The sequence below is a fragment of the Arthrobacter sp. PsM3 genome (assembly GCF_030433895.1).
In the GTDB taxonomy this organism is placed as follows: domain Bacteria; phylum Actinomycetota; class Actinomycetes; order Actinomycetales; family Micrococcaceae; genus Arthrobacter.
The window spans coordinates 14,127-27,466 of sequence record NZ_JARUXE010000036.1; the positions used below are offsets into that span (position 1 = coordinate 14,127).

General features: G+C 62.9%; 12 protein-coding genes. 7 read left to right on the forward strand and 5 right to left on the reverse strand.

The genetic code is table 11. The annotated features are described in order from the left end of the window. Positions 1 to 125 precede the first annotated feature (125 nt). The 4 genes from QCD75_RS17275 to QCD75_RS17290 all read left to right on the forward strand — a co-directional run bounded on the left by QCD75_RS17275 (position 126) and on the right by QCD75_RS17290 (position 5,299). A complete protein-coding gene (locus QCD75_RS17275; protein WP_301230618.1) occupies positions 126 to 1,262 on the forward strand; it encodes a hypothetical protein in 1,137 nt (378 codons plus the stop codon). A 23-nt stretch (positions 1,263 to 1,285) separates the two neighbouring features. Further along, a complete protein-coding gene (locus QCD75_RS17280) occupies positions 1,286 to 3,028 on the forward strand; it encodes a SulP family inorganic anion transporter (RefSeq protein WP_301230621.1) in 1,743 nt (580 codons plus the stop codon). A gap of 103 nt (positions 3,029 to 3,131) precedes the next feature. Then, positions 3,132 to 4,727, forward strand: a complete 1,596-nt coding sequence (locus QCD75_RS17285; protein ID WP_301230623.1) for an MFS transporter — start codon at positions 3,132 to 3,134, stop codon at positions 4,725 to 4,727. A gap of 197 nt (positions 4,728 to 4,924) precedes the next feature. After that, positions 4,925 to 5,299, forward strand: a complete 375-nt coding sequence (locus QCD75_RS17290; protein WP_301230624.1) for a PLDc N-terminal domain-containing protein — start codon at positions 4,925 to 4,927, stop codon at positions 5,297 to 5,299. A 19-nt stretch (positions 5,300 to 5,318) separates the two neighbouring features. On the opposite strand, the gene QCD75_RS17295 is transcribed toward QCD75_RS17290, so the two are convergent. From QCD75_RS17295 to QCD75_RS17315, 5 genes are all read right to left on the reverse strand, one after another. Beyond that, positions 5,319 to 5,984, reverse strand: a complete 666-nt coding sequence (locus QCD75_RS17295) for a GAP family protein (RefSeq protein WP_301230626.1) — start codon at positions 5,982 to 5,984, stop codon at positions 5,319 to 5,321. A 39-nt stretch (positions 5,985 to 6,023) separates the two neighbouring features. Beyond that, complete coding sequence (locus QCD75_RS17300) at positions 6,024 to 7,178, reverse strand: AI-2E family transporter (protein WP_301230628.1); 1,155 nt, start codon at positions 7,176 to 7,178, stop codon at positions 6,024 to 6,026. A gap of 51 nt (positions 7,179 to 7,229) precedes the next feature. Beyond that, positions 7,230 to 9,113, reverse strand: coding sequence for a glycoside hydrolase family 15 protein (locus QCD75_RS17305; protein WP_301230629.1), 1,884 nt, complete (start codon positions 9,111 to 9,113; stop codon positions 7,230 to 7,232). A 93-nt stretch (positions 9,114 to 9,206) separates the two neighbouring features. Further along, positions 9,207 to 9,593, reverse strand: a complete 387-nt coding sequence (locus QCD75_RS17310; protein WP_301230630.1) for an SHOCT domain-containing protein — start codon at positions 9,591 to 9,593, stop codon at positions 9,207 to 9,209. Between the two features lie 93 nt (positions 9,594 to 9,686). Next, entirely contained in the window at positions 9,687 to 9,929 is a 243-nt protein-coding gene (locus QCD75_RS17315) for a hypothetical protein (RefSeq protein WP_301230631.1), read from the reverse strand. 568 nt (positions 9,930 to 10,497) lie between these two features. Here QCD75_RS17315 and QCD75_RS17320 point away from each other — a divergent pair. From QCD75_RS17320 to QCD75_RS17330, 3 genes are all read left to right on the forward strand, one after another. Continuing rightward, complete coding sequence (locus QCD75_RS17320) at positions 10,498 to 11,898, forward strand: DUF2252 domain-containing protein (protein ID WP_301230632.1); 1,401 nt, start codon at positions 10,498 to 10,500, stop codon at positions 11,896 to 11,898. A gap of 120 nt (positions 11,899 to 12,018) precedes the next feature. After that, complete coding sequence (locus QCD75_RS17325; protein WP_301230633.1) at positions 12,019 to 12,396, forward strand: PLD nuclease N-terminal domain-containing protein; 378 nt, start codon at positions 12,019 to 12,021, stop codon at positions 12,394 to 12,396. Between the two features lie 109 nt (positions 12,397 to 12,505). After that, the gene (locus QCD75_RS17330) at positions 12,506 to 13,336 is read left to right on the forward strand and encodes a class II glutamine amidotransferase (RefSeq protein ID WP_301230635.1); all 831 of its coding nucleotides are present in this window, start codon (positions 12,506 to 12,508) and stop codon (positions 13,334 to 13,336) included. Positions 13,337 to 13,340 lie beyond the last annotated feature (4 nt).

The window sequence follows — 13,340 nt, forward strand, 5'->3', positions numbered from 1 at the left end:
GGCAGTCGTAGCGTTGGGATACCCAGGAGTGCACCAATCCCCGCCGCCATTTGTCCAGGCAGGACGAAGTGTCGGCGTCGGCGGCCCTCCATGACTTTTTGTGCCCCAGGCCAGGCGAGTGAACGATGTCAGCCCAGAACAAACACGCTGCAGTCACCTCCGAATCCCGGGCGCTCGTCATCGGCAGCGCAGGATTCCTCATCCTTGGCGTCCTGGCGCTTCTGCTCGTGGGGCGACAACCGGTTCCACTCTCCGGACGCGGTTCGGTAGGCGACATCGCCGCGCTCGGGACGGCTGTTCTTGGTGCCGGAGCCGTGGTGATCGGGTGCCTGCAGCGCAGCGGTCCTGAATCCCCACGAGCCTCCGGGGACGGCCGAACCCGCGATGTCATCGACATCGCCGCCCTCGCGCTGGCGCACGCCTGCATCCTCCTGCTTGGCTGGCTGGCGCTGTTCTCGCTCTTCCAGCAGGCCTTCGTCGGCGCAGTCCTGTACCCGCTGGCAGGGGCGATCATTGTCGCGATCACGGGAGCCATCAGTGCCTACAGCGCGTACCTCTCGGCAATCTCCATGAACGCCTATCGCCTCGCCGCGCTCCTGGCAGTCTTCCTCGTCACGGGTGTGCTGACGAGTATGCTCACTGCGGAGAACCCTCAGTGGTGGCAGGAAAACCTCAGTGCCCTCGGCATGAGCTCCGACGTCTCCGGGGTGGCGTTCAACGTCACACTGATCATCGCCGGCGTCGTGGTCACGACCCTGGCCGGATACTCCACCAGGGCTCTCGAATCGACGGCAAAAACCGCGTTAACGCGCCGTCGGGTGCGACAGCTCGAAGTCGGCATCATCCTGATCGGAGTTCTCCTCGCCTGCGTGGGATTGTTCCCCGTCGATGAGCAATTCTGGCTCCACACCGCAGCAGCGTCCGGCATGGTGGTGGTATTCGGGACCCTTATTGTCCGCATGCGGTCGCTGGTTCCCTCCATCCCGGCGACATTCAACGTACTGGGGCTGATGTTCCTGGCGGTCATCGTCTTCGCCGTCGTGATGTACTTCCCGGTCGGCTACTACAACCTCACCGCTGTCGAACTCATCGCCGCGTCGCTCGTCTTTGCCTGGCTGATCGTCCTGATCCGCAACCTCGCCGCGGTCGACGCCGACCAGCCGGACGCGAACCAGCCGACGCGCCCGCCCTTCCATTGGACGGACGCCGGCGGCCACGCCCCAGCACCCGGACCGGACCGGACCGCCACGGAGTTCCGATAGGGAACCGACGAGTAGGACGAGGCATGAAGAAATTGCAGCGAGGCCGCCCGACCGGGGTGCCCATTGCCGGCCAGCTCCGGTCCTATGACCGCGCCTGGCTGAGGGGCGATCTGATTGCAGGGGTGACCGTCGCTGCCCTGATCGTTCCCAAGAATCTGGGGTATGCCGGTATCGCGGGGATCCCACTGCAGAACGGCCTCTATGCGGCGGCGGCCGGCGCGATTGTGTACGGAATCTTCGGCTCCTGCCGGCAGATCTCGACGGGGCCCAGCTCCGGCCTGGCGGCGGTGGCTGCGAGCGCGGTGCTCGCGGCCGGCATCACCAGCGAGCAGGACGTCGCATCGTTCGTTGCGGGGATCACTCTGGCCTCAGGCATCCTGTTCCTGCTTCTTGCGGTCCTGAAGATGGGCTGGATTGCGCAGTTCCTCTCGCGGGCCGTCGTCACCGGCTTCCTCTTCGGCGCGGCGATCGACGTCGTGATTGGGGAACTCCCGAAGCTCACCGGCACGGAGGTTACCGGCTCCAACCCGATCCAGGAACTGCGATCGTGGCTGGGGACCTGGGGCGAGGCGCAGCAGACCACCGTGGTGGTGGGTGTCGTCTCGCTGGCCGTCGTCTTCGGGCTGAAGGCGATCGCACCCAGAATCCCCGGTGCCCTGGTCCTCGTGGTGGGTGGACTGCTGGCGGCGGCGGTGTTCGATCTCGGGGACAAGGGAGTGGCCCTGGTGGGAGACGTGCCCAGCGGGTTGCCGTCGCCGCAAATCCCGGACGGCCAGCTGATGTGGGACCACGTGGGAACTGTCGCCGTCGCGGCGGTGGCGCTGGTCCTGATTGGTTTTTCCCAGACAGCGGGGGACGCACGGGCGTTCGCTGCGAAGCACCGCTACCAGATTGACATCAACCAGGAGTCCATCGCGCAGTCGTTCGCCAACATGGCCGCTGGAATCTTCAAGGGGATGCCCGTCTCGACGAGCCTGTCAGCGAGCTCCCTGAACGACCACTCCGGGGCAAAAACCGGCGTGGCCTCCCTCACCTCGGGTGTCACCGTTCTGCTCACGCTGCTCTTACTGGCGCCGCTTTTCTCGATCCTGCCCAAGCCGGTGCTTGCGGCGCTGATCATCGAAGCCGTGGTGATGGGCATGATGAACGTGCCTGAGATGCGGCGGCTGGCCCGGGTGCAAAAGTTTGATTTCTGGATCGCCGTCGCGGCCATTACCGGCACGCTCATCTTCGGTGTGCTGGCGGGCGTTATTATCGGGATCGGGCTCTCGCTGATTTGGCTTGTCGGCGTGGCCACCCATCCCGAGATGCCGTCCCTGGGACGTGAACGCGGTACGCAGGTCTTCCGCGAGGCTGATGAGCACCCCGGTGACGAGGTGATTCCGGGCATTGCGGTCATCCGGTTCGACGGAGGCCTCTTCTTCGCCACCTCCGACGCACTGGAGGATCGCCTGCGTGAGACCATCCACTCAACCCCGGGCCTCACAGGCATTGTTCTCGACTGCGGCGGGATCAATTTCGTCGACTCCCAAGGTGCAGCCAAATTGGCAGACGTCGTGGACCTCGCCCGCGAGTCGGACGTCACCCTGCGTCTCGCCCGGCTCAAGCCGGCGGTCCGGGCCATCCTTGCAAGGGGCGGCGTGATCGAGCGCATCGGCGAGAACAAGATCCACGGTAACGTCTTCCGGGCGGTGGAAGCGGAACAGGCCGCGGTGGAGGCCGAACAGGCTGCGGTGCAGACGGAGCGCGGCGACCAGGACGGTTAACCGCGTGACTCCAAGCTCACCCGCCGGGAATGATTTGCCCACTGGTCCCCGTGGCTAGCGTTGGGGGAGCAGCACATCCGACAAGTCGGGGAGACGACCGCAGATGACCTCGCCAGACGCCGGCAACACCCAGGCCGAGCCGTTCAACGGCAGACTCGCGCTGCTGCTCGCCATGGCGATGTTCGTGCTTGTTGTGGACACGTCCATCATGAACGTTTCGATCTCGGCCGTGGTCAAGGACATCAACTCCACCGTCAGCGGCCTCCAGTCAGCGATAGCGCTTGAAGCGCTGGTGTCCGCCGCTTTCATCCTGATCGGCGGAAAAATCGGCGATCTGATCGGCCGCAAGCGCGCCTACGTGATCGGGCTGGTCTGTTATGCCGTTGGCGCGGTGGCGATGACGCTGGCTCAGAGCCTGCTCCCGATCATCATCTTCTGGGCCGTGGTCGGAGGGCTGGGCGCCTCGCTGCTGCTACCCGCCATGCAGTCCCTCATCCATGGGAATTTCGAGGGCGCGGCACAGAAAAGGGTCTATGCCCTGGTCGGTGCCTCAGCTGCGATCGCCGCGGCGGTTGGGCCTTTGCTCGGAGGGTTCATCACCACCTTCCTGTCCTGGCGCGTTGCCTTCATGCTGGAGACCGTCATCATCGCGGTTGTTCTGTCCGGCATTAAGCTCGTTCAGGACGTGCCGTTTGTGGGGACCCGATCGTTGGACATCGTCGGGTCGGTCCTGTCCATCGTGGGTATGGGCGGAATCGTGCTTGGCATCCTGGTCTGGCAGGAGGGCGGCGAATCTGTGGCTGCGCTCCTGGCCGTGGGTGGGGTCGGCCTCGGCGGCCTGATCTATTGGCTGGTGAGGCGCAAACGCCACGACAAGGCCGCACTGCTGGACCCTGACCTGTTCCAATCGAAAGCCTTCCGCTTTGGCGCCACGGGACAAATGCTTCAGCAGGTGGCTCTCGGCGGCACCATGATCGTGTTGCCCATCTATCTTCAGATGGTGCTCGGCTACAACGCCATGCAGGCAGGGCTCTCGATTGCGCCGCTCTCGCTGACCATGTTCGCGGTGGCTATGCTCGCCGGGAAAAGGGCTGGGGCGCGCCGCCCGGCCAGCCTCATCCGGTGGGGCTTTCTGCTCCTGATCGTGGGCTTGGTGGTGCTGATACCGATCGTTCCGCGTGCGGAGTCCGGGTGGTGGCTCCTTCTCCCGCTGGTCATCGCCGGATGTGGTCTGGGTCTGTTGGTGTCGCAGCTCAACAACTACACGCTGTCCCCGATCTCGGACGAGCGGGTTAGTGAGGCCGCCAGCGTCAATTCGGCGTCAGGGTCATTCGGTCTATCACTTGGCCTCGCGTTTGCAGGCGGCATCATGCTGGCATCGCTCTCGTCCATCTTCATTGGCATGGCGACGTCGAGTACGGTTCTGGCGCCCGACCAGCAGCAGCAGGTGTCGCGGAGCCTGGAACAGGATGCACAGGTCATGAGCGATGCGCAGCTTGAGGAACTCCTCGCTGGCCAGACGGAGGAAGTCCGCAACGAGATTATCCGCATCAACACGGATGCGCGGCCACTGGCCCTTCAGATCGCGCTGGTGGTTCCGATACTGGCCGGCCTCGCGGGGCTCTTCACGTCCTTCCTCATGATAAGGCTTCCGGATCCCAAGCCCTCCGGTGCCGGGGAAAGTACGGTACTAGGTTGAGCTGTGGCCGATGGCCGGTTCCGTCCGGGGTTCACCCCCAGCGGATGAGGAATTCATCAGGATTCCGGGCAGAAAATGTTTATACAGGGCCAGTGCTCAGGCCGGCAGGCGGGTGACCCTGGCACGCGGTGAGCATTCCGACACCCGTTGGCTGCCGAGCCGTACCAAGCCGCCTCAACTGAAAGTAGGGAAGCTAAATGAGTTTCTGGGAGAACTTTTGGAATATATTCTGGTGGTTTCTTTGCGTGTACGCATTCATCGCTTTCCTGTACGCGCTATTCGTCGTGATAGGTGACATATTTCGTGACCAAGAGCTGAATGGCTGGTTGAAAGCCGTCTGGCTCGTACTCCTGGCCTTCTTACCCTTCTTGAGTGTGCTGGTGTACTTGATTGCCCGCGGCAAGGGTATGACCGAACGGACCATGGAACGGGCCCGCCAGTACCAGGAGGCATCCGAGGCGTACATCCGCCAGGTCGCCTCTGTGAGCCCCACCGAGGAGATTTCGAAAGCCAACGCTCTTCTGGACGCTGGAACGATCAGCCCGGACGAGTACGAAAAGATCAAAATCTGAACGCACCAGGGCGTCCCGATCAGCGCTGGGAAATGGTGTACACAATGATGAACACGCCGATAGTCAGGGAGGCGATCGCCGCTATCTTGCGACCGTTGCTCTGCATCCACGTGTAGAGGGCGGCCAGCGGCCCTTCGGCCCGCTCCGGGGAGTGCAGCCAGATGGCGATCGGCACGACGACTGCAGATTGGGCAACGACGGCGTAGGCAAGGACCAATAAGATCTCTTGGAGCGGCGGCGGTTCCCGGCCGCCGATCAGTGCACCGGCGGCTACCGCGAGCAGGATGGCTTTGGGGCGCAGATTCAGGCCAAGACCCAGGACCACGAATTCCCAGGTCCGTGCGGACTGAAACCTCGTTTTGAGTTTGCCAACAACAGCGCTGTCCGCCTGGGTTTTGTGCGCAAAAAGGTAAACGGCATTGCCGATAAGAAGGGCCCCAATCAACAGGACAAGCCAAGCCAGGGCCTCGTCCTGGCCCAGTTTCGGCCTGCGTGGCAGGAACTGCAGCCCGACAGCTGACAAGCCGACAACCACGATGGATCCGGCCACGCTGCCAATCAGGAAGGGCAGGGCTCCGCGGCGGGGAGCGGGGGAAAGCAGGATCATGATGGTGATGCTCACGGGCACGGTGCTGATCGCTCCCGCGAGGGCGAACAGCACCAGACTCGCGAGGAGGCTCAGCACGCGGAAATCACCTGGCCTGGGGAATGGTGCGACGGCATGTCATGCCGCCGGTGGGCTGTCTTGGCCGCGACTGGCCGGGCCCCGTCTAGTCCGGCGGGCGCGGATGGCGTCGTCTTCCTGCTTGAGGAGGGCCTCAAGGTCCTTCGTGTCTCCGGTCAAAGGCCGCCACCACGAAATGGACGGGTCTGAGTCGAGGAGGATCGTGCGGAAAAGGAGTGTCAGCGGCACGGCAAGGATGGCGCCCACGGGACCCAGGATGACGGCCCACAACAGCACGGACACGAAGGTCAACGTCTCGCTGAGGGCCACCGCGTTGCCCACGTATTTTGGCTGGATGATGGACTGGACGACGCCGTTGATCCCACCGTAGATGACGAAGACAGCGAAGAGAGTCGGCCATCCGCCGCTGAGGAATCCAAAAAACAGCGGCGGTACGATCGCGATGAAATAGCCGATGTTGGGGATGTAGCTGCAAATGAATGAGAGCAAACCCCAGAGCAGCGCGCCCGGAACCTGCAGGATGACCAAAACAAGCCAGTTGAGGAGACCCTGGGCCACTCCAAGGACGGTGGTGGCAATCATGTACCGTCGAACGCCGGCCCCAAAGCCCGTAAATGCGGCGACGACGGCCGGCCGGTGTAACTGCAAATGGGTCAGTAAAGCAGGGACGCGCGATCCGTCGACCGCCATAAGGATGAGCATGGTCAAAATGACCACGAGGCCACCCACCAGGCTTGTGATACTGCCCAGGAGGCCTCCGAGGAACCCGATTATGGCGCCGGGCGTAAACGCCTCCAGAGCTGCTTGTGCCTGCTCGGGGCCGAATCCCACAGACTCCAGCAGCCGGGCGATGGATGCTCCCAATTCGGCCATTTGGGGGGCATACTGCGGCAGCAATGCGGAGAACTGGGCAAGCGAGGCTACCAACACCGCACCGAATCCCGCCAGGAGGGCGAAGACCGCCGCGATAGTGGAGCCTGTGGCGATTCCCCGTGGAACGCCACGCCCTTGCAACCAGCGCCGCAGGGGATGCACGCAGAGTGTGAGCACGAAGGCTAAGAACACGGGGGCGACAATTCCCCGCATCGCGGCAAGCCCGAAAGCGATAACAGTCGCGCAAGCCAGGGTGAGCAGGACGATGGCGGTACGGGGGAGTCCAGGACGAGGAACAGCTTCCGATGGTTCCGGCCCCATTGAGTCCTCCTTCGTTCGCCTCGGAAACAATCTGGAGTCGCGGCAGCCGCTTCAGCGGGGACCGCGGGACATCCTCCGCGCCCGGCCGGTGCGGCTGCCTTTGTCCGCCGCGTCGTCCAGACTATCGTTCAGCGTGATGGCTGCATCGATGAGCGCGAGGTGCGTGAATGCCTGCGGAAAGTTGCCGATCTGCTCGCCCGTAACCGCGATTTCCTCGGAATACAGGCCGAGGTGGTTCGCATAGGTCAGCATCTTCTCGAACGTGAGGCGGGCTTCATCCACCCGCCCCGCCCGCGCCAGGGCATCCACGTAGAGGAACGTGCACAGTGAGAACGTGCCTTCTGAGCCGCGGAGTCCATCGGGTGATGCGCTCGGATCGTAGCGGTAAACCAGGCTGTCAGACACCAGCTCCGTATCCATCGCGCGAAGGGTCGACTGCCACATGGGATCACTAGGTGCCACGAAGCCGACCTGCGGCATTTTCAACAGTGAGGCGTCGAGAACCGTGTCGCCATATTGCTGCACGAATGCCTCGCGTTCGGCGCTCCAGCCCTTGGCCATGATTTGGTTGTAGATAGCGTCAGGCTCGGCAGTCCACCGGGCAACGGGCGCCGGACGGCCGTGAGCAGACGCGAGTCGGATGGCCCGGTCGAACGCGACCCAGCACATCAACCGCCCGTAAGTGAAATCCTTCCGCCCGCCACGGGTCTCCCAGATTCCTTCTTCCGGCTGGTCCCAATTGTCGGCGAGCCATTCCAGCAGTTCGCAGATGGCCATCCATCCGGGCTGCCCGATGCCGTCCCCGATTCGGTCGAGAGAGTACACGGCGTCCAGCGCTTCGCCGAAAATGTCCAGCTGAAGTTGCCCCGCAGCTCCATTTCCGATCCGCACCGGGTAGGAGCCCCGATAGCCTTCCCAACCGGAAAGGACTTCCTCCTGAAGCTCGGGGTTGCCGTCGACGCGGTACATGATATTCAGCGGGCCAGTGTCGCTCTCCAGCTGCTCGGTAATGCGGTCGCGCAGCCACCGGCTGAAGGCGGCAGCCTCGTCAGCGAAACCCATCCGGATCAGCGTGTGCACCGAGAAGGACGCATCGCGTATCCAGGTGTACCGGTAGTCCCAGTTGCGTTCCCCGCCAACCTGTTCCGGCAGGCCGGCGGTGGGTGCTGCCACCAGGGCTCCGGTGGGCGCATAAGTTAGGAGCTTCAGGGTTATAGCTGAACGTTGGAGTTCCTCACGCCACCGCCCGGCATAGGTGGATCGGCTCAGCCAATCGTGCCAGAAGTGCGCTGTGTCATCGAGCATCCTCCGGGCCTCGAGCGGACGCAACATCCGGGGTGCGACATCCGGCCCCGTCTCCAGGACGACGCCGCGCAATTGGCCCTGTTGGAGACTCACCGTGCTGCGCAGGTCACCTTCCTCGCTGGCGACAAGGGGGCCCAGCAGCTCGTCCCCCTCCTCGCGGATGAGGCTGAGTGCCAGGCGCGTTTCACCGCTATCGAAGATTGCGCCCTCGCCGCTGAGACTCAGGCGGTGCGGTCGCCGGCCGTAGTCGAATCGGGGCGCCACCTCGACGTCGAAGGAGATCTGTCCCCGCACGCAGCGCAGCATGCGAACCAGGCGATGCTGTTCGCTGGCCGACTCGCCGGTGGTTGGCATGAAGTCGATCAGTTCGCCAACCCCGCCCTCCGTCAAAAACCGAGTGACGAGAATAGCCGTATCGGGTAAGTAGAGTTGCTTCGTGGCGAAGGCCTTGTCGAGAGGCCGGGTACTGAAGTGGCCGCCTCGGGAACGGTCCAGCAGAGCCGCGAAAATGCTGGGAGAGTCGAAACGCGGACTGCAGAACCAGTCCAGAGTTCCGCCCGTGGCTACCAGCGCAGCCGTTTGCAGGTCACCGATAAGACCATGATCTGCGATCAGCGGGTATTCCTTCATCTGGACAGCCTCCTGGACGTGCTCAACCTGGCAACCGAATCGAGGATCATGTTCGCGAGTAGGCGTCGCGGGCTGTTAGATCGACCGGACGGGTCAGGCTGTCACCCTGGTCTTGATCCTTTGGAACTCATCAGGGCTGATGGTTCCGGCGTCCAACAGAGCCTTGGCCTTGGAAATCTCCTCGGTCGGGCTCGCTGTGGCGACGCTGCGGATATAGGAGTCAGCTTCCTGCTGGTCGCGGCGGGCCCGTTCCATGGACCGCTGGGCCATGCCCTTGCCGCGGGCAACCATGTACACCAGCAGCGTCAAAAAGGGCAGGAAAGCCAGAAAGACGATCCAGACGGCCTTCCACCATCCGTTCAGCTGATGGTCACGAAAAACGTCGGCAATGACGAGCCACAGGGCGTACAGGAATGCGAAGAAGGCATAGACGACGAAGAACCACCAGAAAATGTCCCAGAAGTTTTCCCAGAAACTCATTTGGATTCCCTACTTTCATTTGATGTGGCGTTGCTATGGCCGCAGCCTTGGCTGGGGTTGAGGCGCACGGCAGCTCCTCGAAGAAATCCGGCCTTAGCACTTGACCTCAGCAGCAAGGTCGCTGAGCGCGCCCTGGACGTTTGCTGCTTCGTCCCGCAGGGAACCAAGGGCTTCGGCGAGGGTTGCGTCGTTGGGAACGTTGGCGACTGCGGCAGCGAACTTGTCCTCGGCCGTTGTAACTGCGTCCACACGTTCCTTGGCCGCGTTCCCCACGTCCTTGATTAGCGCGTTGTAGGTCGTCGCGACCTGGTCCCGGGCCGCATGGACTTGCTCCAACGTGGAACTTGGCTTCTTCAGCGTGTCCTTGAAGCTTGTTAGTGCGGCTGCAAAGGCGTCGGCGGAGGCACAGGCCGGCGAAACGGTCGGCTGCGGGCTGGAAGTGCTCGCTGGCGGGCTGGATGAACTTGCCTGTGGGCTGGAAGTGCCTGCTGGCGGGCTGGCAGTGCTGCACCCGGCGAGAAACGCGAGCATTACACCGATTGCCAGCAATCGTGCGAGGACTGGTTGTGGTCTCGACATGGGAGGCCCCTCTCAGATGGGCATTCGCCTGGCAGCCCAATCACTGGCAGGTAGAACCATCGTTAGCCCGGAGCCGGGCGTGCGTATCACCCCCGGGGGGTGATATCGGATGGCGCGGCAGCCAGGGAATGGCGCAACGAAACGTGCCCAACTTATCCGTACCACTCCGGGCAGGAGACGGGCAGGTTTGAGGCCGGAGGGCCGTTCCGGACCAGCGATGATTGTGCAATGATGCGGACATGCGAGCCATAGAACTGATCAAATCACTGGCCTTGTGTAAGCCTCGAGCGGGTAGATTCGCGCACCCTTACGTCACGGGCCAGCCGTGAAAACCGAACCGGGCCCGGCGCATAAGGAGTCGATCGCCCGCGCCCAGGCAGCAGGGCGGCTCGCCCGGAATTTACTGCCTCGCGGTGACTTCGCGACCCTCACGTTGCCGGAGCGGGACCCCGTGGGAATCCTCGAAGGGCAACATGCCACCCGCCTTCCTGAACTCATTCCTGTGCGTGTGGGGAGGATGTTGGAAACCGCGTTTTCCTTCTACCGCGGGGCGGCCGCTGTCATGGCACACGATTTGGCCGATTCCCCGGTCACCGGCCACACCCTCATTGCGAGTGGCGACGCGCATCTGGCCAATTTCGGGCTCTTCGCCAGCCCTGAACGACGGCTGATCTTCGATCTCAACGACTTTGACGAAGCCTACCCGGCGCCCTGGGAGTGGGACGTCAAACGCCTCGCCGCAAGCATCTGGCTGAACGGCCGCAATAGTTCCCACACGGAGGAACAATGCCGCACCGCAGTGAAGTCCTGTGTTCGCAACTATCGACAGGCGCTCAAAACGCTGTACAGCCATACGGCGACTGAACGCTACTACTTCCAAGTGGATGCGGAATTTCTTGAGGCGCGGCAGTCGGCGGCGCGCAAACGAATCAAGACAGAAGAGAAGAAGGCCCGGCAGCGAACGTCTGAACAGGTGCTCACTAAGCTGACGGCAACGACGGAATCAGGTGAGCCCCGAATCGTCGACCAGCCGCCGATAGTTCGTCACCCGGAGACCATGGATTACGAGGCGATGGAGAGCCTCGTGGAAACGTACCGGAGTACCCTGCGGCCGGATACCTCACTGTTGCTGAGCCAGTACCGGCTGGTGGACTTCGCGCGGCGGATCGTGGGGGTCGGCAGCGTAGGGACACGCAGTTGGGTGCTCTTGTTTGAAGGTCCTGCCGGAGAGCCATTGTTTCTGCAGGCCAAGGAAGCCGGAAAGTCGGTCCTGGAGACCCACGGGCGCATTCTCCACGCGCCCGAGCCGGTGGAGAAGAGCCTGATCACGCGCGGACAGGGATTCCGGGTGGTCGGTGCCCAACGAATCCTGCAGGCGCAGTCCGATCCGTTCCTGGGCTGGATAAAGGACGTGACGGGGGAAGACGGGCGGCAAAGGGACTTCTACATTCGCCAATTCCGTGACATGAAGGGTTCCTTCACGCTGGCGGAAATGAACGCCCAAGAGACTGAGGATTACGGCAGGCTGTGCGGCGGGCTCCTCGCGCGGGCCCACTCCCAAAGCGCCGGCAGTGCCTTTATCCTCGGGTATCTGGGCGGAAGCGAGGTCTTTGATGATGCGCTGGCGGACTGGGCCAGGAGTTATGCGGATCAGACAGAAGCTGATCATGCGGCGCTGGGTCAAGCGGTCAAGTCGGGGCGGTTGCCTGCGGAGCGGGGCGTGTAGTCCCGGCTGGCATCGGGTCTTCCGGATGCGGCGTGCCGAAGGGCCCGGACTGCCGCCAATATTTGGCGGCATCAACGGATTGGAATCAACAATCCAGCAAGTTGGCTGAGAGGAAAATAAATGACCTTCTGGGATTTCTTTTGGCTCATGATTTCTTTTGGTCTTTACGTTTCCTACCTTGTGGTGCTCTTTCTGATCGTCAAAGACATTTTCGCTGATTCGACCCACAACGGGTGGAGCAAGGCTGTCTGGGTCCTCTTTCTGATCTTTCTGCCGGTCATCGGGGGTCTGGCGTACCTGATCGCCCACGGGCAGTCCATGTCCCTGCGGCAGGCTGCCCGGAGCGACGTGGCCAGGGAGGATCTTGAAGAATACATTCGCCGTGCGGCCGGAACCAACCAGGCAGAACAGATCGCCCAAGCCAAGACCTTGCTGGATGACGGCGCACTGACGGCCGACGAGTTCGCCGCGCTCAAACAGCGCGTACTCAGCCAGTAAACGGAAAGACTTCTAGCCGCGGGCGGGTCACCCGCGGAAGATGATGCGCAGGCGCCGTGGCACTGCTGGAATCGTGGGGGAATCCCGGACTGAGTAGAAGGAGAATGACATGTGCCGCTGGCTCGCGTATTCGGGGTCTCCCGTGCGCCTGGATGAGCTCCTTTACAAACCCGCCAACTCGCTCGTTATGCAGAGCAAGCACGCACGTCTGGGCGTAGAGACCACCAACGGGGACGGCTTCGGCGTCGGCTGGTATGGAACTGCGCCATTTCCCGGAGTGTTCCACAGCACCGAGCCGGCCTGGCATGACCGAAACCTGCGCGAGCTCGCATCGCAGGCATCAGCCGGTCGGGTATTCGCGCACATCCGGGCCACTACCGGGTCCGCGGTCCAACAGACGAACTGCCACCCGTTCCGTCACGGCCGATGGCTGTGGATGCACAATGGACTCATCACCGACTTTCCCACAGTGAAGCGGGAATTGGCCATGGCCGTGGATCCCGGTCTCTATCCCGACATCGAGGGATCAACGGACTCGGAAATATTCTTCTTCCTCGCACTCACCTTCGGCCTGGAACGGGACCCCCGCGAAGGGGTCTCCGCAGCGGTTGGACTCATCGAGGACGTCGGACGGCGCCACGGAATCGAGTTCCCGATTCAGATGACCGTGGCAACTACCGACGGCGACTCCACGTGGGCATTTCGGTACTCCAGCGAAGGGCGGTCCCGGTCGCTCTTCCACAACACTGATGTCTCCACGCTTCGCGCCCAGTATCCGGACAACCCGGTACTCCAGGAGCTCTCGGACAATACCCGCATTGTCCTGTCCGAGCCACTGGGCGACCTCCGCGGTGCCTGGCGGGAGGTACCGGACGCCACCTGTGTCGTTGTGCACGGCGGTGGGGAAGAGGTGTTCTCGTTTTCGCCCTCAGCTGCCTAGCGCC